The organism is Hymenobacter negativus, assembly GCF_016056375.1.
GTDB lineage: Bacteria > Bacteroidota > Bacteroidia > Cytophagales > Hymenobacteraceae > Hymenobacter > Hymenobacter negativus_A.
In genome coordinates, this window is the sequence record NZ_JAEDAE010000012.1 from 19,868 (window position 1) to 39,538 (window position 19,671).

Here is a 19,671-nt window from a genome sequence, read left to right on the forward strand (position 1 = left end):
AACAGCGAATCCACCATTCCACAAATCCGCCAACCCACCAGTTTACGCTTCTTCGGTTTGCAATTGCCGGTCGTAGAGCGCTTTATATAGCCCTGCTGCGTCGGCCATCAGCGCATCGTGCGTGCCGTGCTGCACAATCACGCCGTCGTCGAGCACCAGAATTTCATCGGCCAGCTTCACCGAGCTCACGCGGTGCGAGATAATAAGACTGGTGCGCGCCGCCATAATGCGCTGCAAGCTGCCGAGAATGGCATTCTCCGTCTTAGTGTCCACAGCGGAGAGCGAGTCGTCCAGAATCAGGATTTTGGGCTCTTTCACCAAGGCGCGGGCCATGCTCACGCGTTGCTTCTGGCCGCCCGAGAGGGTGATGCCTCGCTCGCCCACTTTGGTATCGAAGCCTTCGGGGAAGGCGAGAATGTTCTCGTACACATCGGCATCTTTGGCGGCCTGCAGCATCCGGGCTTCGTCGGGCTGGTCGAGGCCAAAGTTGATGTTGTTGCGGATGGTGTCGGAGAACAGGAATACGTCCTGCGGTACGTAGCCAATCTGCCCGCGCAAGGCGCGAAGGGAATAGTCGCGCACATCCACACCATCCACTTTGATGTCGCCATTGGTCACATCATAGAGGCGGCAGAGCAGGGCGGCCACGGTGCTTTTGCCCGAGCCGGTGTTGCCGATAACGGCCAGCGTCTGCCCCGGCTTCACGCGGAAGCTCACGTTTTTCAGGGCCTGAATGCCGGTATCGGGGTAGGTGAACGACACGTTCTCGAACACGATGTCGCCCACCAGCTCGCGCTGCACATTCTGGCGCGAGATGATGTCGGTTTTCTGGTCCAGAAATTCGTTGATGCGGGCCTGCGAAGCCTCGGCGCGCTGCACCAGCGACGACGTCCAGCCCAGCGCCGTAACCGGCCAAGTGAGCAGGTTCACGTAAATCAGGAACTCGGCAATGGTGCCCGTGGTGATGGTGCCGCGAATAACTTCCTGGCCACCCACCCACACCGTGATGAGCGTGCTCAGGCCGATGAGGAACAGAATGAGCGGAAAGAACAGCGAGTTCACAAAGTTCAGGCTCAGCGATTTCTCCTTGTATTCGTTGCTGGCGGCCGAGAACTGCGCGTGCGAATCGGCTTCGCGCACAAAGGATTTCAGCACCCGAATGCCGGAAAATGCCTCTTGCACAAACGTCGTCATGCCCGACAGCGCCCGCTGGATTTCGTCAGACTTGCGCTCAATCAAGTTATTGACGTAGAAGATGCTGACCGACAGAATGGGCAGCGGCAGCAGCGTGTAGAGCGTCAGCTTCACGTTCACCATAAGCATGAGCGGCACGATGAGCAGGAACAGCAGCACGAGTTGCAAAAAATACATGATGGCCGGCCCGAGGTACATCCGCACGCGGCTCACGTCCTCCGAAATGCGCGACATCAGGTCGCCGGTGCTGTGGCGGCGGTAGAAGCTGAGCGGCAGCGACTGGTAGTGCTGGTAAATCTGGTTCTTCTGGTCGTTTTCGATGTGGCGCGACATCACGATGAGGGTCTGCCGCATAAAGAACAGGAAGATGCCGCGCCCCAGCGCCAGCACAATGATGAGCACGCCGTAGAACAGCACGTTGCGCCCAAACAGCTGATACACGCCCTTTTGGGCCTCAGTACCAGCATAGAGATGGTAGAGGTCGATGCCCTCGTTCACCAAATCGAAGGCGTAGCGCACCAGCTGGGCCGGAAAAATGGCCAGCAAGGTGCTCAGCGCCACGAACAGCACCCCGGCGAGGAAATGCCACTTGTAGCGGAAGATGAAGGGATTAACGGCGGATAGTGCGCGCACGGGCAGGGTGGGAAGGGGGCCGGTTCGGGAAAATAGCGGTACTTTTGCGGCCTGAAAGAGAATCTAGAACGTCATGCAGAGCGCAGCGAAGCATCTTGCTTGCAGTGGTATTCAATCTTTTTTACGATTGATTTACTTCCCCGGGCCAGATGCTTCGCTGCGCTCTGCATGACGTTCCGGTTTCTCCGTATAAGACCCAACAAAGTTACGCCGCACTCTTCCCAACCATCCATCCCAAATTCCCACCAACCTTCAATTCATCCCCATGATTGAAACCCAGATTGTCGCCCCCGAGTCGATTTTCGGTCAGATTGCCGAGCATCAGCACGAACAGGTTGTGTATTGCCACGACCACGAAACCGGCCTCAAGGCCATTATCGGCATCCACAACACCGTGCTCGGGCCGGCCCTCGGCGGCACGCGCATGTGGCACTATGCTTCTGATGCAGAAGCGCTAAACGACGTGCTGCGCCTCTCGCGCGGCATGACCTACAAGGCCGCCATCTCGGGCCTTAACCTGGGCGGCGGCAAGGCCGTCATCATCGGCGATGCCAAAACGCTGAAGACCGAAGCCCTGCTGCGCAAGTTCGGCCGCTTCGTGAAGAACCTGAACGGCAAGTACATCACGGCCGAGGATGTGAACATGACCACCAAGGACATGGAGTACATCCGCATGGAAACCACCCACGTAGCCGGCCTGCCCGAGAGCATGGGCGGCTCGGGCGACCCCTCGCCCGTGACGGCTTATGGCGTGTACATGGGCATGAAAGCCGCCGCCAAAAAGGCTTTCGGTTCGGAGAGCCTGGCCGGCAAGCGCATCGGCGTGCAGGGCACGGGCCACGTGGGCACCTACCTGCTGGAGCACCTCCAGAAAGAGGGCGCCAAGCTCCTCGTGACCGACTACTACGAAGACCGCGCCCTGGATGCGGCCAACCGCTTCGGCGCCACCGCCGTGGGCCTGGACGAGATTTACGACCAGGACATGGACATCTACTCGCCCTGCGCGCTGGGTGCCACGCTCAACGACGACACCATTCCGCGCCTGAAGGCCCGCGTGGTGGCCGGCTGCGCCAACAACCAGCTCAAGGTTGAAAACCAGCACGGCCCCGAACTCGTGCGCCGCGGCATTGTGTACGCCCCCGACTTCCTTATCAACGCCGGCGGCCTCATCAACGTGTACTCCGAAGTAACCGGGGGCAGCCGCCAGGCCGCCCTCACCCAGACCGAAAAAATTTACGATTTCACCCTCCAAGTTCTCCAGAAGGCCGACGAAGAAGGTACGCACCCGCAGGCGGCCGCCATCCGGCAGGCCAAGGAGCGCATCGCCAACGTGGGCCGGGTGAAGTCGACGTACTAAAGGAGTTATGAGTTAAAAGTTATGGATTATGAGTTGGTTGAGGCGCTTGAATCTAACCACCTTGTCTCTCCTGCTCACAACTTCTAACTCACGACTTTTAACTCATAATTCATAACTCAAAGAAATGCTCAATCGCCGCCTCCTCCGTATCAAAGTCATGCAGTCGCTCTATTCCTACCACCAGGCGGTGGGGGCCGATTTTCTGCTGGCACAGGACCGCATCGCGGCGGCTTTCGAGCCCGACCTGACGGCCAAAGAGGCCCCCGACCGCCGCAAGCTGGAAGGCCAGCGCAAGCTGAGCGAAGCCCAGTTGCGCGACTGGTACCGCACCGGCACCGCGCCCGAAAAAACGGACGACAAAGCTGTGGATAAGACCGTAGCCGACGCCATCAACTCCTTCCAGAACCAGGTGAAGAAGGACGCTGATTTCTACGGCGGGCAGCTGCTGGTGGGCGCCGAAAGCATCCACGACCAGTATCTGCACCTGCTGAACCTGCCCGCCGCCCTGCTCGGCGTGATTGAGGAAGAACAGAGCCGCGAGGAGCGCCGCCGCCTCGGGCCCAGCGAAAACGCTATCGACGCCACGCGCCTGCATCAGAACAAGGCCATTGCCAAACTGATGGCTAATGAGCAGTTGCAGGGCCAGACCATCCGGCGCAAGCTGGCCTGGGAAGGGACCGAAGAAGTGGAAGCGCTGCGCGCCGCTTGGGGCGAAATGAAGGCCGATGAAACCGTGCTGGCTTACCTCAACGGCAAGGACATTGCCCAGCCCGAGATGGACTACGACACGGACCTCGAAATCTTGCGCCACATCTACAAAGACTTCGTTTTCAAAGGCGAAGCGCTGCCGCGTCAGCTCGAATCCGCTGATTTGAACTGGGAGGAAAACCGGCCCATTGTGCGCAACCTGGTATTGAAGACGCTGAAAATGCTGCCCTTCACCGCCGAACCCACGCAGGAGCTGATGAATCTCTCGGCCAACTGGGCCGACGACCGCGAATTTGCCGAAACGCTCTATAAGCAGACGCTCATCGAGGACGACAAGATGGAGAAGCTCATCGCCGGCTCGGTGCAGAACTGGGACGTGGAACGCGTGGCGCTGCTCGACAAAATCATCCTGAAAATGGCCCTTACCGAGATGCAGCTATTCCGCGGCATTCCGGTGAAAGTCACTATCAATGAGTACATTGAAATCAGTAAGATTTACAGCACGCCCAAAAGCAAGCAATTTGTTAACGGCATTCTGGACAAGCTGGCGACGGATTTGGCCGCCAGCGGCGACATTCGCAAATCGGGCCGCGGCCTACTGGACAACCAGTAGGCAGCCGGTACCGGCCGACGGCAACTTTATGGCCTGCGGCTGAACATTGGGCCGATATAGCCACTTTTGCATCTGCCGCCGTATTTCTGCGTACGCAGGCTTGAAAACATTCTCACCTCTCTTCCCCAATCCTCGACGACCATGGCCAGCAAAACCACCACCGGCATCCTGTGCTTCGCGGGCGGCGCCCTCACCGGCGCAGCCCTTGGCTTGCTCTACGCCCCCGAAACTGGCACCGAAACACGCTCCTGGCTCAGCTATCAGCTCGAAAAGTACCGCTCGGTGCTTGCCGACCTCACCGACAGCCTGGTAACCAGCCGCGAAGGCGTGGGCCAATCGACGGCCAAAAGCGAAGGCCAGCGCGTGATTTCCGATGCCAAATCTAAAGCTGAGCAGCTGCTCGGCGATGTCGACCAGCTCATCAACCAAATCAACTCCCGCAAGGGCGCTTAATTTTTTTGCGGGTACCTAAGTAACTGACGGAATGAGAGAATGGGTGAATGGCCGATGAAAATTCAGTCTTCGCTCATTCACTCATTCCGTTCTTTGCTTTCTCATTCAGTCATTTATTACCAGTACGATGCACGTAGTAACCCTTATTCCCGGCGATGGCATAGGCCCCGAAATCACGAAAGCGGTAACCGATATTTTTGCCGCGGCGCAGGTGCCCATTCAGTGGGAAGAGCAGAATGCGGGGCAGACCACGTTCGACCAGTCGGGCGAGTTGATTCCGACTGCTCTCCTCAAGTCGCTGGAAAAGAATAAGGTGGCCCTCAAAGGCCCCATTACCACGCCCGTGGGCAAGGGTTTCCGCAGCATCAACGTAACGCTGCGCCAGAAGTACGACCTCTACCAGAACGTGCGGCCCAGCAAAACCACGCCCGGCATCCACACCCGCTACGAGGGCATCGACCTGGTGCTTTTCCGGGAGAACACCGAAGGCCTTTACTCTGGCCTGGAAGTGTACGACGAGCGACTCGGCATCGCCGACGCCATTGCCCGCGTGACGGTGGAAGGCTCGCGCAAAATCTGCCGCGCTGCCTTTGCCTACGCCGCCAAGCACGGCCGCAAGAAGGTGACCCTGGCCCACAAGGCCAACATCATTAAGATGGCCGGCACACTGATGCTCAACGCCTGCAAAGAGGCAAGCAACGAGTTTCCGCAGATTGTGTTCGAGGATAAAATCATCGACAACATGTGCATGCAGCTCGTGAACAAGCCCGAGCAGTTCGACGTGATTGTGACCACCAACCTGTTTGGCGACCTGCTATCCGACCTCTGTGCTGGCCTTGTGGGCGGCCTGGGCGTGGTAGCGGGTGCCAACATAGGCGACAACATGGCCATTTTTGAAGCCGTGCACGGCTCGGCTCCCGACATCGCCGGCCAGGGCAAAGCCAACCCCACCGCCCTGCTTCGTTCGGCCATCATGATGCTGCACCACATCGGCGAACATGCCAAGGCCGAACAAATCGACAAAGCCCTGGAAGCCACGCTCATGAACAAAGAAGAATGCACCGGCGACCTCGGCGGCAGAGCCAGCACCAGCCAGTTCGCCCAGAGCATTATTGCCAAGCTGTAATTTGAAAAAGGTATTCGGTATTGGGTATTCGGTGGTCTGATACACGTTTATCGGACTACCGGATACCTAATACCGAATACCAAAAACTGAAATGAAACAATACCTCATACTAGCCGCAGCGCTCCTGCTCGGAGCCTGCAACCACGACAAAACCGCCGAAGTAGGCACCGAAGGCGTTAACGCCGCCGCCACCGTCGAATCTGACGCCGCCAACCCCACCGTGGACAACCCCAATGTGGTGAGCGACGAAGCCGCCGTGAACCCCAACGCCCCGGTGATGAAATTCGCCGAGGCCGAATTTGATTTCGGTGATATTCAGCCCGATACCAAAGTACACCACACGTTTACCTTCACCAATACCGGCAAGTCGCCGCTGCTGATTGAGGACGCCACCGCTTCGTGCGGCTGCACCACCCCTAGCTGGACCAAGGAGCCCGTGGCTCCCGGGGCCCAGGGCAAGATGGAAGTGCAGTTCGATAGCCGCGGTAAGCAGGGCATCATCAGCAAGCAGGTAGCGGTGCGGGCCAACACGCAGCCTACCATCACCACCATTCTCATCAAAGGCAACGTACTCACTCCCAAGGCCAACTAGCCTTTTCAAGCTTCTTATTCCAACACCATGTTCCTGACCCTTTTGCTGCAAGCCGCCGGCGGCACCGACTACGCCCAGCCGCTTTTCCTGCTGATTGCCGCTGGCGTCTTTTATTTCTTCATGATTCGGCCGCAGCAAAAGCGGTCGAACGATGCCAAAGCTTTTCGCCAGTCGCTGACCAAGGGCTCACGCATTGTCACCATCGGCGGCCTGCACGGCCTGATTGTGGAGCTCACCGACGACACCGTAGTGGTAGAAGTAGACCGCGGCACCAAGCTGCGGTTCGACCGCTCGGCCATTGCTCGCGAAGTGGGCAACAAAGCCAACACTGCTACCGGTACCGACGCCATTACCGCCGCCTAAGCCATGGACGGGCCGCTGAATCGGGCAAGCTGGCTGCTGCGCTGGTTCGTGCGTCCCTTCGCGGGCCAGGAGCCCAGCTTCTACCGGGCCATCACGGCCTGCCTACTGGCGGCGGGCCTGTTCTGGCAGATGAACGCCCTGAACAAAACCTACACCACCCGCATCAACTTCCCGCTGGCCTGGCACTACGACTCGGTGCATTACGTGCCCCTGCGGCCGTTGCCGGCGGCATTGCCCGTTACGGTCACAGGCCAGGGCTGGCGGCTGCTGCGTGCCAACCTGGGCTGGGGCACCCATCCCGCCGACCTACGCCCCGTGCCGCTGCCCGGCACCCGCTACCTGCCCGCTACCGCTTGGCACCGCGGCCTGCAAAACGCCCTAGAAGGCGTGCAGGTAACCGAATGGGCCGGCGATACCCTGCGCCTCACCTTCGACCGCTACGCCACCCGCCGCTTGCCGCTGACGCTGCCGCCGGATTCGGCCAAGCGCTACAAGGCCAGCTTCACGCCCGCGATGGTGACGTTTCGAGGACCGGCCAGCCTGGTAAATGAGTTGCCCAGCCCCTACCCTGTTGTGCCGCCGCAGCCCTCGGCCCGTGGCAAGGCGGAGGAAGTTGAGGCCGACGTGAAAACGCCGGCCCGAATTCGGGCCTCCGTGCCCACGGTGCGCCTGCGCCAGACCCGACGCTAGCAGGCTTCCAGCCCATCTTTCACTCACCTTCCTATTTCTCCATGTTGCGCATCGGCATCACCGGCGGCATCGGTTCGGGCAAAAGCATTGTCAGCCGCTTATTTCATGCGTTGGGCGTGCCCATCTACGATGCCGACACCCGCGCCCGCTGGGTGATGGAAAACGACGTGGAACTGCGTCAGCAGCTCACCGACGCCTTTGGCCCCAGCACTTACGATGCTACTGGGCGTCTCAACCGGCCGGTATTAGCCGGCACCGTGTTCAACAACCCGGCTTTGCTGGCCCAGCTCAATGGCTTGGTTCACCCGCACGTAGGCACCGATTTTGAGCGTTGGGCCGAAGCACAGGCGCAGGCCGGCCACCCCTACGTGCTCAAGGAAGCCGCTCTGATGTTTGAAGCCGGCTCCTACAAGCAGCTCGACCGCGTCATCACCGTGTTTGCGCCGCTAGCGGTGCGCGCAGCCCGCGTGCTACAGCGCGACCCGCACCGCTCGCCCGCCGACGTACAGGCCATCATGGCCAAGCAGCTCAGCGAGGAAGAGAAAATGGCGCGCGCCAACTACGTGCTTACCAACGATGACGTGCAGCCCCTGCTGCCGCAGGTGCTGGCGTTGCACGCGGCCTTCAGCGCGTAAACTGGTACCCCCTAAATCAAGAAAGACTGCCTCTCGCGGGGCAGCCTTATCCTTCGGACGCTGGGAAAGCCTAGATGCGGCCGGAATAATCTTCTAAAGTATCAATCACTTTCAGGAGCTGGGGCACCGCCAGTGAGTAATAAATCTTCGTGCCGATTTTGCTGGACTTCAGCACACCCCGGTCTTTGAGGGTAATGAGGTGCTGCGATGCAATGGCTTGGGGCAAATCAAGCGCTTGGTAGATATCAGTCACCGACATTTGGGTGTCTTTGCCCTTGGTTTTTCCCAGCAGGTCCACGATAGCAAGACGCTTAGGATGAGAGAGAACCTTGAGCATAGCCGCGGCGCGGTCCAACTGTTGCGCTTCTACACGCGAGTGTAATGGTTTCATGAAATCGATAAAAAGTGAAGGGGAGGTTGGAAGAGTAGGATAAATGCAATACAGTGGCACTACCGTGGTAGTTCCTAATCATTACGCAAAATAGGGGTAAAGGGGTTTGTTATTCCTAAAATACTTTAATATTCACACATTTTCATTTCTTTCTGAAATGCTATTTTTGGTCTCCAGTCACTTCAGAGACGGGCGCTACCTTTGTAGTTCTGCTTATTGGCAGTTTTTCTTATCCATTTCGCTATATGCTCGACCTGCTCACCAAGTTTGAAAATAAACGCCCCGAAATCGTCTTTGAATGGAAAGACGCCGAAACTGAAGCCGAAGGCTGGGTCGTCATAAACTCCTTACGGGGCGGAGCCGCCGGCGGGGGTACCCGCATGCGAAAAGGCCTGGACAAGCGCGAAGTAGAGAGCCTGGCCAAGACCATGGAGGTGAAGTTCACGGTGTCCGGGCCAGCTATTGGCGGAGCCAAATCAGGCATCAACTTCGACCCGCAGGACCCCCGCAAGCGCGGCGTGCTGGAGCGCTGGTACCGGGCCGTGTTTCCGCTGCTGAAAAATTATTACGGCACCGGCGGCGACCTCAACGTGGACGAAATCCACGAAGTCATTGCCATTACCGAAGAGTACGGCCTCTGGCACCCGCAGGAAGGCGTGGTGAACGGCCATTATCACGCCACCGAGCCCCAGAAAATTCAGAAGCTCGGCCAGCTGCGCCAGGGCGTTATCAAGGTGGTGGAAGACGCCACGTTCTCGCCCGACCTGGCCCGCAAATACACCGTGGCCGACCTCATCACCGGCTACGGCGTGGCCGAGGCCGTGCGCCACTACTACCGCCTCTGGCCCGGCACCGAGCTGCGCGGGCAGCGCGCCATCATCCAGGGCTGGGGCAACGTGGGCGCGGCGGCGGCCTATTACCTGGCCGGACAGGGTGTGCGCATAGTGGGCATCATCGACCGGGCCGGGGGCCTGCTGAGCACCGAGGGCCTCGGTCTGGAAGAAATCCGCGCGCTGCTGCTGGCCCGCCAGGGCAATGCGTTGGCAGCCGATAACCTGCTCTCCTTCGAGGAAGTGAATGAGAAAGTGTGGTCCATGGGGGCCGATATTTTTATTCCGGCCGCGGCCTCGCGCCTCATGACGCGCGCGCAGGTGGAGCAGCTCGTAGCAGGCGGCCTCAAGGTCATTAGCTGCGGGGCCAACGTGCCGTTTGCCGACCCTGAGATTTTCTTCGGCCCCACCGGTGTATTTGCCGATGAGCGCACGGCCGTCATCCCCGATTTTATCGCCAACTGCGGCATGGCCCGCGTGTTTGCCTACCTCATGGAAACCGGCGCCGAAATCACCGACCAGGCCATTTTTGCCGATACCTCGCGCATCATCGGCGCGGCCCTGGAGCGCACGCACGCCGAGAACGCGCAGCCCACCGGCATCGCGCAGCGCTCGTTCGAGATGGCACTGCGCCAGCTGGTATAGGGCTCATTAAGAGCGTAAAATCCCTGTTTTTCATCCTGAATGTAGCGAAGGCCTCGGTCACATTTGCAGCCGTTTGTTTACCGCAAACGATTTCGGCGTGATAAAGTCCTTCGCTACGCTCAGGTTGACAGACGAAATTCCTTTCAACCGGCAGCATTTTTATTTGGTAACAAATCGATAACTTTGACGCCCTACTTTTGGTCGCCCCACATTTGGGGCGATTTTGTTTTTGAAGGAACTCCCAACTGAACACTATGTCTACACTGAAAAAACCGAAAACCAGCAAAACCAAAGTTGCTGACGACATGCTGAATGCCGGCAGCGGCAAAACCATCAAGCAGCCAAACGTTAACGACGATAAACTCACCTCCATCACGGAGATGCGCCAGAATACCAACGGCCAGACCGCCATGGCCCTCGAAGACGAGCAGCGCCTGCGCAAAGCCTTCGTAGACAAGGACTGGAACGAAATCAAAATCGCCGACTCTTGGCAGATTTTCAAGGTGATGGCCGAGTTCGTGGAGGGCTTCGAGAAGATGTCCAAAATTGGCCCTTGCGTGAGCATCTTCGGCTCGGCCCGCACCAAGCCCGAAAACCCCTATTACCAGATGGCCGAGGAAATTGCGGCCAAGCTGGTGCGCCACGGCTACGGCGTTATCACGGGGGGCGGCCCCGGCATCATGGAAGCCGGCAACAAAGGTGCCCGCTCCGAGGGCGGTAAGTCGGTGGGCCTCAACATTGAGCTGCCCTTCGAACAGACCCACAACATCTACATCGACCAGGACAAGTGCATCGACTTCGATTACTTCTTCGTGCGCAAGGTGATGTTTGTGAAGTACGCGCAGGCCTTCGTGGGCATGCCCGGCGGTTTCGGCACCCTCGATGAGCTGTTTGAGGCCATGACTCTGATTCAGACCAAGAAAATCAGCCGCTTCCCCATCGTGCTGGTGGGCTCGGCCTACTGGAATGGCCTGTTTAAGTGGATTGAGGACGTGATGCTGCACGAGGAGCACAACATCTCGCCCGAGGACATGAACCTGGTGCAGATTGTGGACGATGCCAGCGAAGCCGTGAAAATCATCGACGACTTCTACCACAAGTACCTGCTGTCGCCGAACTTCTAGACCATTTGGTCGTTATTTAAATATCAAGAAAGCCGGGCCGTGAGGTTCGGCTTTTTTGTTGAACGCTGTGCCATTTTTGCGTTTGATATCCCCCGCTAATGTCCAATGCCAATTCGCTGATTGAGTACGATTACCTCATTGTAGGCGGCGGCGCGGCGGGCCTGAGCCTGGCGTACCACGTAGCGCAAGAGCCGCGGCTGGCCCTCAAGAAGGTACTGATTATCGAACCCGAAGCCAAGACGCAAAACGACCGCACGTGGTCGTTCTGGGCCGATGAGCCAAGCATGTTCGACGGCATTGTGGCGCACGAGTGGCGCAAAATTGCCTTCCGTAGCCCCGGCTTCGAGCGCGTGCTTGATTTGGGGCGCTACCGTTACAAAACCATCAATGGACTTGATTACTACCGCTTCGTGCAGCAGGCACTGGCTAATAATCCGCAGTTTACCTGGGTGCGGGCCACAGTAACCAGCCTGGAAAATGCCAATGGTGGGGTGCGGGTTCGGAGCAGTAAGGGCGACTTCAGGGCCCGCTACGCCTTCGACAGCCGCCCGCCGGACTTGGCGCAGCTAAAGCAGCCCGAGAAGCACCGCTACCTGTTGCAGCACTTCGTGGGATGGGAAATTGAGGCGGATACCGATGTCTTCGACCCAACGACGGTGGAGTTCATGGACTTTCGCGGCGCGCAGCAGCACGAGGCGCGGTTTATCTACGTGCTGCCTTTCTCGAATCGTAAAGCGCTGATTGAATACACGTTGTTTTCAGAAAACGTCTTGCCCAAAGCCGAATACGAAGCGGCTATTCGAGAATATCTGGGCAATACGTTGGGCCTGAAAACTTACCGCATTATAGCCGAAGAAGTGGGCGCAATTCCGATGACAGACCACCCGTTGCCCGCCCACAACGGCGCGCACATCATCAACCTGGGCACGCGGGGCGGACGGGCCAAGCCCAGCACCGGCTACGCTTTCAAGCGCATTCAGCAGCACTCGGCGCGACTGGTAGCGGCGCTGGCGAAAACCGGCCGCCCGCCCGCCGATGCCACGGGCGACAAATGGCAGTTCCAACTATTTGATACGCTGCTGCTCGACATCATGCAGCGCCGGGGCGAAACCACGCGCGACATCTTCCGGCAGCTGTTTGAGCGCAATCCCATAGAGCGCATTTTCCGCTTTCTGGATGAACAGACTTCCTGGGCCGACAACCTACGGGTGATGAATTCGGTATCGGCCGGGCCGTTTATGCGGTCCATCGGGCAGGTGCTGCGCGGCCGGCCGGGGCGGCGTTGAGTCCTTAGCTTACCGGCCTTGGGGCCTGCTCCAGCCACGCCCGCGCCTCGCGCACCGTGGCTTCGGAAATGGGGCGCAGCTGCGGTTCTGGTTCTGACAGATTCAGCAAGTAACCGGTGAGTTCGGGCAAATTGTCGAGGTCGTGGGTGCTGCACAGCACCGTTTTATTTTCCCTAACTGTCCAGTCGTGCACGAGGTTGAATACCTGACGACGATAGTACACATCGAGCTGCTGGGTGGGCTCATCAAGCAGATATACCTGGGCATCCTGCAGGCTGAGCTGGGCCAGCCACACCAGTTGCTGCTCGCCACCAGACAGCTGCGTAAAGTCGCGAGCGGCCAGGTGGGCCATGCCTACGCGAGCCAGCGCGGCATCGGCCAGCGCGTAATCAGCCGGGGCGTAGGCACTTAGCAAGCCGTGGTGGCGGTAGCGGCCCATCACGACCAGTTCGCGCACGGCAATGGCGAAATCGAGGCTGCCGCGCTGCGGCAGGTAGCCCAACAGGCCGGCCGTGGCAGCCCGGCGCAGCTCGCGCACTTCGTGGCCGTGCAACTTGGCGCTTCCCTCGTAAGGCAATTGCCCCGTGAGCACCCGAAACAGGGTGGTTTTGCCACTGCCATTGTGCCCCACCACGGCCACGAAAGCCGGCGCGGGCAGGCACAAAAAAAGGTTGCGGACCAGCACCCTACCGGGGTAGCCCGCAACCAGATTTTCCACGCCGAGCGTGGGAGTTATGAGTTGAGAGTTATGAGTTATGAGTTCAGCAGGTAAGTCCTTTTTCAACTCATAACTCATAACTCTCAACTCATAACTCTATTAATACTCGTCCTCGTTGAACATGAAGTCCTCCTTGGTCGGGTAGTCGGGCCATACTTCTTCGATGTTTTCGTAGGGCTGGCCGTCATCCTCCAGGGCTTGCAGGTTCTCTACTACCTCCATGGGCGCACCCGAGCGGATAGAAAAGTCAATCAGTTCGTCTTTGGTGGCGGGCCAGGGAGCATCTTCCAGGTAGGAAGCCAGTTCGAGTGTCCAATACATAGTGAAGCGGATAAAAAAGGGTGGGCGAAGGTAACAGTTTCCCGTCAAGATACAAACGGCCGGGCCGTTTCACCCGACAACGCAAATTTTTGGCCAGGGTTAGCCCGCGGCTTGTGCCTGTTGGCTGAACAGAACAATCAGGTCGTTTTTTGTGCGAATCTTGCGTTCGAACGACCGCACCTTGGTTTGTAGCATCTGCCGGAAAGCATCGTTGGCCGCACTGGGACTGAGGTTGTCGAGGTTGGCCCGCAGCGTGTTGAGCTCTTCGTGGTCGTCCTTGAGCAGCTCGCGCAGCGTGCTGGCCCGGAAACGGGCGCGCTCGGCCGGGGCCGTGGGCATGGGTGCCCCATCGGCGCGCTTGCGCAGGTGGTACTCAAGGGCGCTGAGCTCAAAAATCTTGTCGCAGGCCACCATGAAACGCTGCCAGATGCGGTCCGACTCTTCGCCGCGCACGGTGCCCACCTGCTTCCATTCGGCTTGCAGCGACTTGGCCTGGTGGATGGCTTCCTGGGGCGGAATAGCCATCAGGGCTTCGGCGCGCTCGGCTAGGGAGCGTTTGCGGGCCAGCAGCACCTCGGGGGTGGCAGGCGCCCCGGGCGCTCCGGCCGACTGCTGCGCGGCAATGTGCGCCTTGAGGCGCTCAAAAAAGTGGTTGTTGGCGGCGCGGAAGCGCGTCCAGAGTTCAGAGGCCTGCTTTTTGGGCAGATTGCCGTTGACTTCGCGCCAGGCTTGCTGCAGGGCTTTGAGCTGGCGGGAAGTGGTTTCGAACTGGTCGGAGTTTTTGAGGGCTTCGGCCTGCTGAATGAGGTCACGGTAGCGGGTTTGCACCCGGTTGGTCATGGCCTTTTTATCGGACTGAAAGGCCTTGCGGCGGTCGAAAAACACCTGAATGGCCGACTGGAAGCGGTGCTCGAGCTCGTCGGTCATGGCTTTGTCAACGGGGCCGGTTTTGAGCCAACCCTGGCGTAGGTCTTTCACCTTCTCGCTCGCCGACACCCACTCTACGCTTTCGCTCAGCGCTTCGGCTTCGTGAATGAAGCTGATTTTGGTGGCCAGGTTTTTTTCGCGGTTGCGGGCCACGGTCACGGCAATGGCATCCTCGGCCTCGGTGAGGCGGCGGTGCAAGGCAGCGAAATCGCCGAGGCCGTCATGGGTCAGGAGCTGTTCTTTGAGGTGCAGGGCCTTCATCAGGAAGGAGCCTTTGTTTTCGCTGGCCTCCATTTTTTCCAGCAGCGAATCAACTTTGGCACGCAGGGCTTCAAAGCGTTGGCTGAAGTACCGCAGGGCGGCATCGTCCGAATCTTTGACTAAGCCAATCTGGCGGGCGGGCTGGCCCAGCACCGGGCGCAGCCACACGCCATCGGCTTCCACGTAGCCGTAGCGCTTGGCTTCGGCCAGCAGGTGGTCGGTTGGTTCCATAACAGATAGTAAGCTCGTGGGTAGGAAGGTGGGGGCTTGGGCAGGAGGGACAAAAAAGGACGTACGGGCGGCGGTTGAAACACGACCCGGGAAGGGAGTACAAGTTTACGGGAAAAACGTGATGAAAAGATGTAGCTTTCGTTGAACAGCGGCTGAGCCGGCCCGGTCGGCGGCCGGGACCGGACCAATCTGTTGACAGAACCCGGGGCTGGGGTGTGGGTTGCAAGCGGCGGCTGTCGTTCTTTGCGGTTGCATTTCTTTCATTAGCCCCACCCCCACCCCATGAGCGACCAGACCATCATCTTTAGCATGGCCGGCGTGAGTAAGATTTACCCGCCGCAGAAGCAAGTTCTTAAAAACATCTACCTCTCGTTTTTCTACGGGGCCAAAATCGGCGTGCTCGGCCTCAACGGCTCGGGCAAGTCGAGTCTGCTGAAAATCATTGCCGGCGTTGATAAGCAATTCCAGGGCGAGGTCGTGTTTTCGCCGGGCTACTCGGTGGGCTACCTGGAGCAGGAGCCCCAGCTCGACCCCACCAAAACCGTGCGCGAGGTGGTGGAGGAAGGCGCGGCCGAAACCGTGGCCCTGCTGAAGGAATACGACGAAATCAACGAAGCCTTCGGGGCAGAGGATGCCGATTTTGACAAGCTGCTCGACCGGCAGGGCAAGGTGCAGGAGCGGCTGGACCAGCTCGATGCCTGGAACCTCGACAGCAAGCTGGAACGTGCCATGGACGCGTTGCGCACCCCACCCGAAGAAGCCATCATCGGCAACCTTTCGGGGGGCGAGAAGCGCCGCGTGGCCCTGTGCCGCCTGCTGCTGCAAGAGCCCGACGTGCTGCTGCTGGACGAGCCCACCAACCACCTCGACGCCGAAAGCGTGTACTGGCTGGAGCAGCACTTGCAGCAATACAAAGGCACGGTCATCGCCGTGACCCACGACCGGTACTTCCTTGACAATGTGGCGGGCTGGATTCTGGAACTGGACCGTGGTTCGGGCATTCCGTGGAAGGGCAATTACTCCTCGTGGCTGGAGCAGAAAACCGCCCGCCTGGCTCAGGAGGAAAACCAGGAAAGCAAGCGCGCCAAAACCTTGCAGCGTGAGCTGGAATGGGTGCGCATGTCGCCCAAAGCCCGCCAGAGCAAGGGCAAGGCCCGCTTGGCCAACTACGACAAGCTGGCCAGCGAGGAAGCCAAGGACAAGGAGCAGAAGCTGGAGCTGTTCATCCCCGACGGCCCGCGCCTGGGCGCGCAGGTGATTGAGGCCGAGGGCATCACGAAAGCGTTTGGCGACAAGCTGCTGTTTGAGAACCTGAGCTTCTCATTGCCGCAGGGCGGCATTGTGGGTATCATCGGGCCGAACGGCGCCGGCAAAACGACGCTGTTTCGCCTCATCACGCACCAGTTGGAGCCCGATGCCGGCACCTTCGAAGTAGGCCCCACGGTGCAAACGGCCTACATCGACCAACAGCACGACACGCTGGACCCCAGCAAGAGCGTATTCGACGCCATCACGGGCGGCACCGAGACCATGCTGCTGGCCGGCCGCCCAGTGAACTCGCGCGCTTATGTGAGCAAGTTTAACTTCGGCGGCGGCGACCAAGAGAAGAAGGTGGCCATGCTTTCGGGCGGTGAGAAAAACCGCGTGCACCTGGCCATGACCTTGAAACAGGGCGCGAACCTGCTGCTGCTCGATGAGCCGACCAACGACCTGGACGTGAACGCCATCCGGGCGCTGGAAGACGCACTGGAGAACTTCGCCGGCTGCGCTGTTATCATCAGCCACGACCGGTGGTTCCTGGACCGGCTGGCCACGCACATTCTGGCCTTTGAGGGCGATTCGGAAGTGGTGTGGTTCGAGGGTAACTTCTCCGATTACGAAGAAGCCAAGCGCAAGCGCCTGGGCGACGTAGAGCCGAAGCGCGTGCGGTACAAGAAGCTGGGATAAACCGGTTCATCAGCGCAAACCAGAATTGCCAGAATATTTCAGCAAATCGGATTCTGGTTTTAATTCGTTCAGGCCTGTCGGTCAGCCACAAAAAGAGCCGTCCCTCTGCAAGCAGAAGGGCGGCTCTTTTTAATGAAATCCTGTCGGTAATTTACCGGCGGCGCATAAAAATGCTCACGTAATGAAGCAGCGTGGCTAGCGAGGCAAGGGCTGCCACCACGTAGGTCATAGCGGCCCACCACAGCGCATCCTTAGCCATGGCGTGCTCTTGCACGGTCACTACGCCACGCTTATCCATCCAGGCCAGGGCGCGGCGCGAGGCATCGAACTCAACCGGCAGGGTGATGAACGAAAACAGCGTGGTGAGGGCAAACAGGCCGATGCCCACACCCAACGGAATCACACTCCGGTTAATCATGAACACGCCCGCCAGCAAAATAATGGGCATCCACTTCGACACCGCCGTCAGGGTCGGCACCATGGCCGACCGGAATTGCAGCATAGAATACGCTGTGGCGTGCTGCACGGCGTGGCCGCACTCGTGGGCCGCAATGGCCGCAGCGGCCGCACTGCGCTCGGCATAAACGCCTTCGCTCAGGTTCACGGTTTTGTCGGTGGGATTATAGTGGTCAGTAAGCTGGCCCTCGGTGCTGATGATGCGAACATCGTAGATGCCATGGTCGGCCAGCATCCTGGTAGCGATTTCGGCCCCACTCAGGCCCGAGCTCAGGCCGACCTGGGCGTACTGTTTGAACTTGCTGCGCAGCCGCCATTGAATGGCCCAGCTTGCGGCCATTAGCACGATGATGAGCCAATAGGAAGATGACATGAGGAGGAAGTGAATTGAAGGGATTTAATCGCAACCGGAAACCAAAGCCCGAACCAGATGGCCAACACTTCGGCCGCTCCCGGCACTGCTATCAAAACACTTGCTCTGCAAAAAAGATGCAGTATTTCGGCCCTGCCAAAATGACTATTGCGTGGCGATGATGTGCTCCACGATGCGCGAGGTGCTATAGCCCGCCACCAGCGGCACCGTGAGCACCTGCCCGCCCCGGGCCAGCACCAGCTCGTGGCCCACAATGCGCTCCACGGCGTAGTCATCTCCCTTCACCAATACGTCGGGCTGCACCAGTTCGATTAGAGCCAGGGGCGTGGGCTCGCCGAAGAGCACCACGGCATCCACAAATGCCAACGCGGCCAGAATGCGGGCCCGCGCCTCCTCGTCCTGAATGGGCCGGCCGGGCTTGAGGCAGCGCACCGAGGCATCGGTATTCAGGCCCACCACCAGCGCATCGCCTAGGTGCCGGGCCTGCTCCAGGTAGTCGACGTGGCCAAGGTGCAGCAAATCGAAGCAGCCGTTGGTGAACACCACCTTGCGGCCTTGCGCGCGCCAGTCGGCCAGGGTGGCCGGCAACTGCTCGCGGGTCAGAATTTTATCTTTAGTCCACATGCGGTAAGATGGAAAATGAGTAAGTGAGTAAATGAGCGAACAGTAAGAGAGATAAAAAATCCACTCACTTACTCATTTACCATCTTACTCACTGGTGAGCGGTTCCTCAGCTAGGGCTTCGGCCTCGGTGAGGACGCTGCCTTTATCGGCGGCGGCCACGGCCACGAAGCTGATGCCGCCCATGAGCACCACCAGCAGCGTTTGGGCTCCGTGCACCACCAGCGCGTAGGCAATGCCGGCCTCTTTGCTCACGCCGTACACCAGCAAAATGCCTTGCACCATCACGTGAAACGGTCCGATGCCGCCCGCCACCGGCGCGGCCATGCCAAAGGCGCCGAAGGTGAGCACGGCCAGTCCGGCCTTCATATCGAGGTTATAAGTTTCGGGAAAGCAGAAGAAGGCCAGGTAATCCATAAGGTAATACACGGCCCAGGTAAACAGGGTGTGCATTAGAAACACGCCCTTTTTCTCCAGTTTTAACACGCTGAACACACCCGCCAGCAGCCCCTTCACAAACAGCACGCCCTTGTTAAAAAACGCATTCTGCCGCAGGCGTTCTAGGTTGCGAAACAGCGCGTAGCCTGCTGCCAGCAGCAGCACGCCCGCAATGACGGCCGCGATGAGCAGCGGCGTGCGGTTGCGGGCCAACGCCTCATAGCGCCCGCCCAGCACCTGCACCGTCACGAAGTTCCAGAAGGTATTGAAATCCAGCAGCAACAGGCTTACTATTAAACCCAACAGCACCAACACGTCAATCACGCGCTCGGTTACTACCGTGCCTAGCGCTACTTGTACGGGCACCCCGCTCGTGCGCCGCAGCACCGAGCAGCGAATGACCTCGCCCATGCGCGGCAGCACCAGGTTGGCCAGGTAGCCCACCATCATGGCATGGTACACAGCCCAGTACGGGGCCGGCGTTTGGGAGGCATCGAGCTGCATCTGCCAACGGTAGGCGCGGCTGAAATAGCCCAGCGCTGATAGCGTGAGCGTGAGCGTAAGCCAGAAATAATTGGCCGTGGCAATGTAGTGCCCGATGCGCGACAGGTCCTGCCCGCGTACCGCGTACCACATCAGCGCCACCGAGATGCTCAGCAGCAGCACGTATTTAACAATCGTCAGCAGGTGTTTCATTTAATCAATGAAGGAATGAGTGAATGGGCGAATGGGTGAATG

Annotated in this window: 20 protein-coding genes; 12 read left to right on the forward strand and 8 right to left on the reverse strand. The window is 59.1% G+C overall.

The genetic code is table 11. The features are described 5' to 3' along the window. Positions 1 to 42: 42 nt before the first annotated feature. Entirely contained in the window at positions 43 to 1,827 is a 1,785-nt protein-coding gene (locus tag I7X13_RS19355) for an ABC transporter ATP-binding protein (protein WP_198076745.1), read from the reverse strand. 265 nt (positions 1,828 to 2,092) lie between these two features. On the opposite strand from I7X13_RS19355, the gene I7X13_RS19360 reads away from it, so the two are divergent. From I7X13_RS19360 to coaE, 8 genes are all read left to right on the forward strand, one after another. Next, entirely contained in the window at positions 2,093 to 3,184 is a 1,092-nt protein-coding gene (locus I7X13_RS19360) for a Glu/Leu/Phe/Val dehydrogenase (RefSeq protein WP_198069657.1), read from the forward strand. 124 nt (positions 3,185 to 3,308) lie between these two features. Beyond that, a complete protein-coding gene (gene nusB / locus I7X13_RS19365) occupies positions 3,309 to 4,505 on the forward strand; it encodes a transcription antitermination factor NusB (RefSeq protein ID WP_198076746.1) in 1,197 nt (398 codons plus the stop codon). 141 nt (positions 4,506 to 4,646) lie between these two features. After that, positions 4,647 to 4,958: a YtxH domain-containing protein gene (locus I7X13_RS19370; RefSeq protein ID WP_198069655.1), complete on the forward strand. Its 312-nt coding sequence runs from the start codon at positions 4,647 to 4,649 to the stop codon at positions 4,956 to 4,958. A gap of 127 nt (positions 4,959 to 5,085) precedes the next feature. Then, positions 5,086 to 6,084: an isocitrate/isopropylmalate dehydrogenase family protein gene (locus I7X13_RS19375; RefSeq protein WP_198076747.1), complete on the forward strand. Its 999-nt coding sequence runs from the start codon at positions 5,086 to 5,088 to the stop codon at positions 6,082 to 6,084. A 91-nt stretch (positions 6,085 to 6,175) separates the two neighbouring features. Then, positions 6,176 to 6,676 (forward strand): DUF1573 domain-containing protein, encoded by a 501-nt coding sequence (locus I7X13_RS19380; protein WP_198069653.1) that lies wholly within the window; start codon positions 6,176 to 6,178, stop codon positions 6,674 to 6,676. Positions 6,677 to 6,703: 27 nt separating this feature from the next. Further along, positions 6,704 to 7,039 (forward strand): preprotein translocase subunit YajC, encoded by a 336-nt coding sequence (gene yajC / locus I7X13_RS19385; protein WP_198076748.1) that lies wholly within the window; start codon positions 6,704 to 6,706, stop codon positions 7,037 to 7,039. A gap of 3 nt (positions 7,040 to 7,042) precedes the next feature. Continuing rightward, positions 7,043 to 7,729: a YbbR-like domain-containing protein gene (locus tag I7X13_RS19390; RefSeq protein WP_198076749.1), complete on the forward strand. Its 687-nt coding sequence runs from the start codon at positions 7,043 to 7,045 to the stop codon at positions 7,727 to 7,729. A gap of 41 nt (positions 7,730 to 7,770) precedes the next feature. Beyond that, positions 7,771 to 8,364: a dephospho-CoA kinase gene (gene coaE, locus I7X13_RS19395; RefSeq protein ID WP_198076750.1), complete on the forward strand. Its 594-nt coding sequence runs from the start codon at positions 7,771 to 7,773 to the stop codon at positions 8,362 to 8,364. A gap of 70 nt (positions 8,365 to 8,434) precedes the next feature. Here coaE and I7X13_RS19400 read toward each other — a convergent pair whose 3' ends face one another. After that, positions 8,435 to 8,755: an ArsR/SmtB family transcription factor gene (locus tag I7X13_RS19400; RefSeq protein WP_198069649.1), complete on the reverse strand. Its 321-nt coding sequence runs from the start codon at positions 8,753 to 8,755 to the stop codon at positions 8,435 to 8,437. 245 nt (positions 8,756 to 9,000) lie between these two features. On the opposite strand from I7X13_RS19400, the gene I7X13_RS19405 reads away from it, so the two are divergent. From I7X13_RS19405 to I7X13_RS19415, 3 genes are all read left to right on the forward strand, one after another. Beyond that, the gene (locus tag I7X13_RS19405) at positions 9,001 to 10,230 is read left to right on the forward strand and encodes a Glu/Leu/Phe/Val dehydrogenase dimerization domain-containing protein (protein ID WP_198076751.1); all 1,230 of its coding nucleotides are present in this window, start codon (positions 9,001 to 9,003) and stop codon (positions 10,228 to 10,230) included. A gap of 380 nt (positions 10,231 to 10,610) precedes the next feature. Further along, positions 10,611 to 11,354, forward strand: a complete 744-nt coding sequence (locus I7X13_RS19410; protein ID WP_232342424.1) for an LOG family protein — start codon at positions 10,611 to 10,613, stop codon at positions 11,352 to 11,354. Between the two features lie 98 nt (positions 11,355 to 11,452). Continuing rightward, the gene (locus tag I7X13_RS19415) at positions 11,453 to 12,640 is read left to right on the forward strand and encodes a lycopene cyclase family protein (RefSeq protein ID WP_198076752.1); all 1,188 of its coding nucleotides are present in this window, start codon (positions 11,453 to 11,455) and stop codon (positions 12,638 to 12,640) included. A 4-nt stretch (positions 12,641 to 12,644) separates the two neighbouring features. Here the strand turns inward: I7X13_RS19415 and I7X13_RS19420 are convergent, their stop codons facing one another. From I7X13_RS19420 to I7X13_RS19430, 3 genes are all read right to left on the reverse strand, one after another. Next, positions 12,645 to 13,358: an ABC transporter ATP-binding protein gene (locus I7X13_RS19420; protein ID WP_211532069.1), complete on the reverse strand. Its 714-nt coding sequence runs from the start codon at positions 13,356 to 13,358 to the stop codon at positions 12,645 to 12,647. Positions 13,359 to 13,457: 99 nt separating this feature from the next. Further along, positions 13,458 to 13,679, reverse strand: coding sequence for a DUF2795 domain-containing protein (locus I7X13_RS19425; RefSeq protein ID WP_035561220.1), 222 nt, complete (start codon positions 13,677 to 13,679; stop codon positions 13,458 to 13,460). A 99-nt stretch (positions 13,680 to 13,778) separates the two neighbouring features. Continuing rightward, complete coding sequence (locus tag I7X13_RS19430; RefSeq protein ID WP_198076753.1) at positions 13,779 to 15,098, reverse strand: DUF349 domain-containing protein; 1,320 nt, start codon at positions 15,096 to 15,098, stop codon at positions 13,779 to 13,781. A 282-nt stretch (positions 15,099 to 15,380) separates the two neighbouring features. On the opposite strand from I7X13_RS19430, the gene ettA reads away from it, so the two are divergent. Continuing rightward, a complete protein-coding gene (ettA, locus tag I7X13_RS19435; RefSeq protein ID WP_198069643.1) occupies positions 15,381 to 17,045 on the forward strand; it encodes an energy-dependent translational throttle protein EttA in 1,665 nt (554 codons plus the stop codon). Between the two features lie 151 nt (positions 17,046 to 17,196). Here the strand turns inward: ettA and I7X13_RS19440 are convergent, their stop codons facing one another. The 3 genes from I7X13_RS19440 to I7X13_RS19450 form a co-directional block, all read right to left on the reverse strand. After that, a complete protein-coding gene (locus tag I7X13_RS19440; protein WP_198076754.1) occupies positions 17,197 to 17,874 on the reverse strand; it encodes a zinc metallopeptidase in 678 nt (225 codons plus the stop codon). Between the two features lie 144 nt (positions 17,875 to 18,018). Beyond that, positions 18,019 to 18,498, reverse strand: a complete 480-nt coding sequence (gene rfaE2, locus I7X13_RS19445; RefSeq protein WP_198069641.1) for a D-glycero-beta-D-manno-heptose 1-phosphate adenylyltransferase — start codon at positions 18,496 to 18,498, stop codon at positions 18,019 to 18,021. An 84-nt stretch (positions 18,499 to 18,582) separates the two neighbouring features. Further along, positions 18,583 to 19,629 carry a lysylphosphatidylglycerol synthase transmembrane domain-containing protein gene (locus I7X13_RS19450; protein ID WP_198076755.1) on the reverse strand — a complete coding sequence of 349 codons (1,047 nt, stop codon included), beginning with the start codon at positions 19,627 to 19,629 and terminating at the stop codon, positions 18,583 to 18,585. Positions 19,630 to 19,671 lie beyond the last annotated feature (42 nt).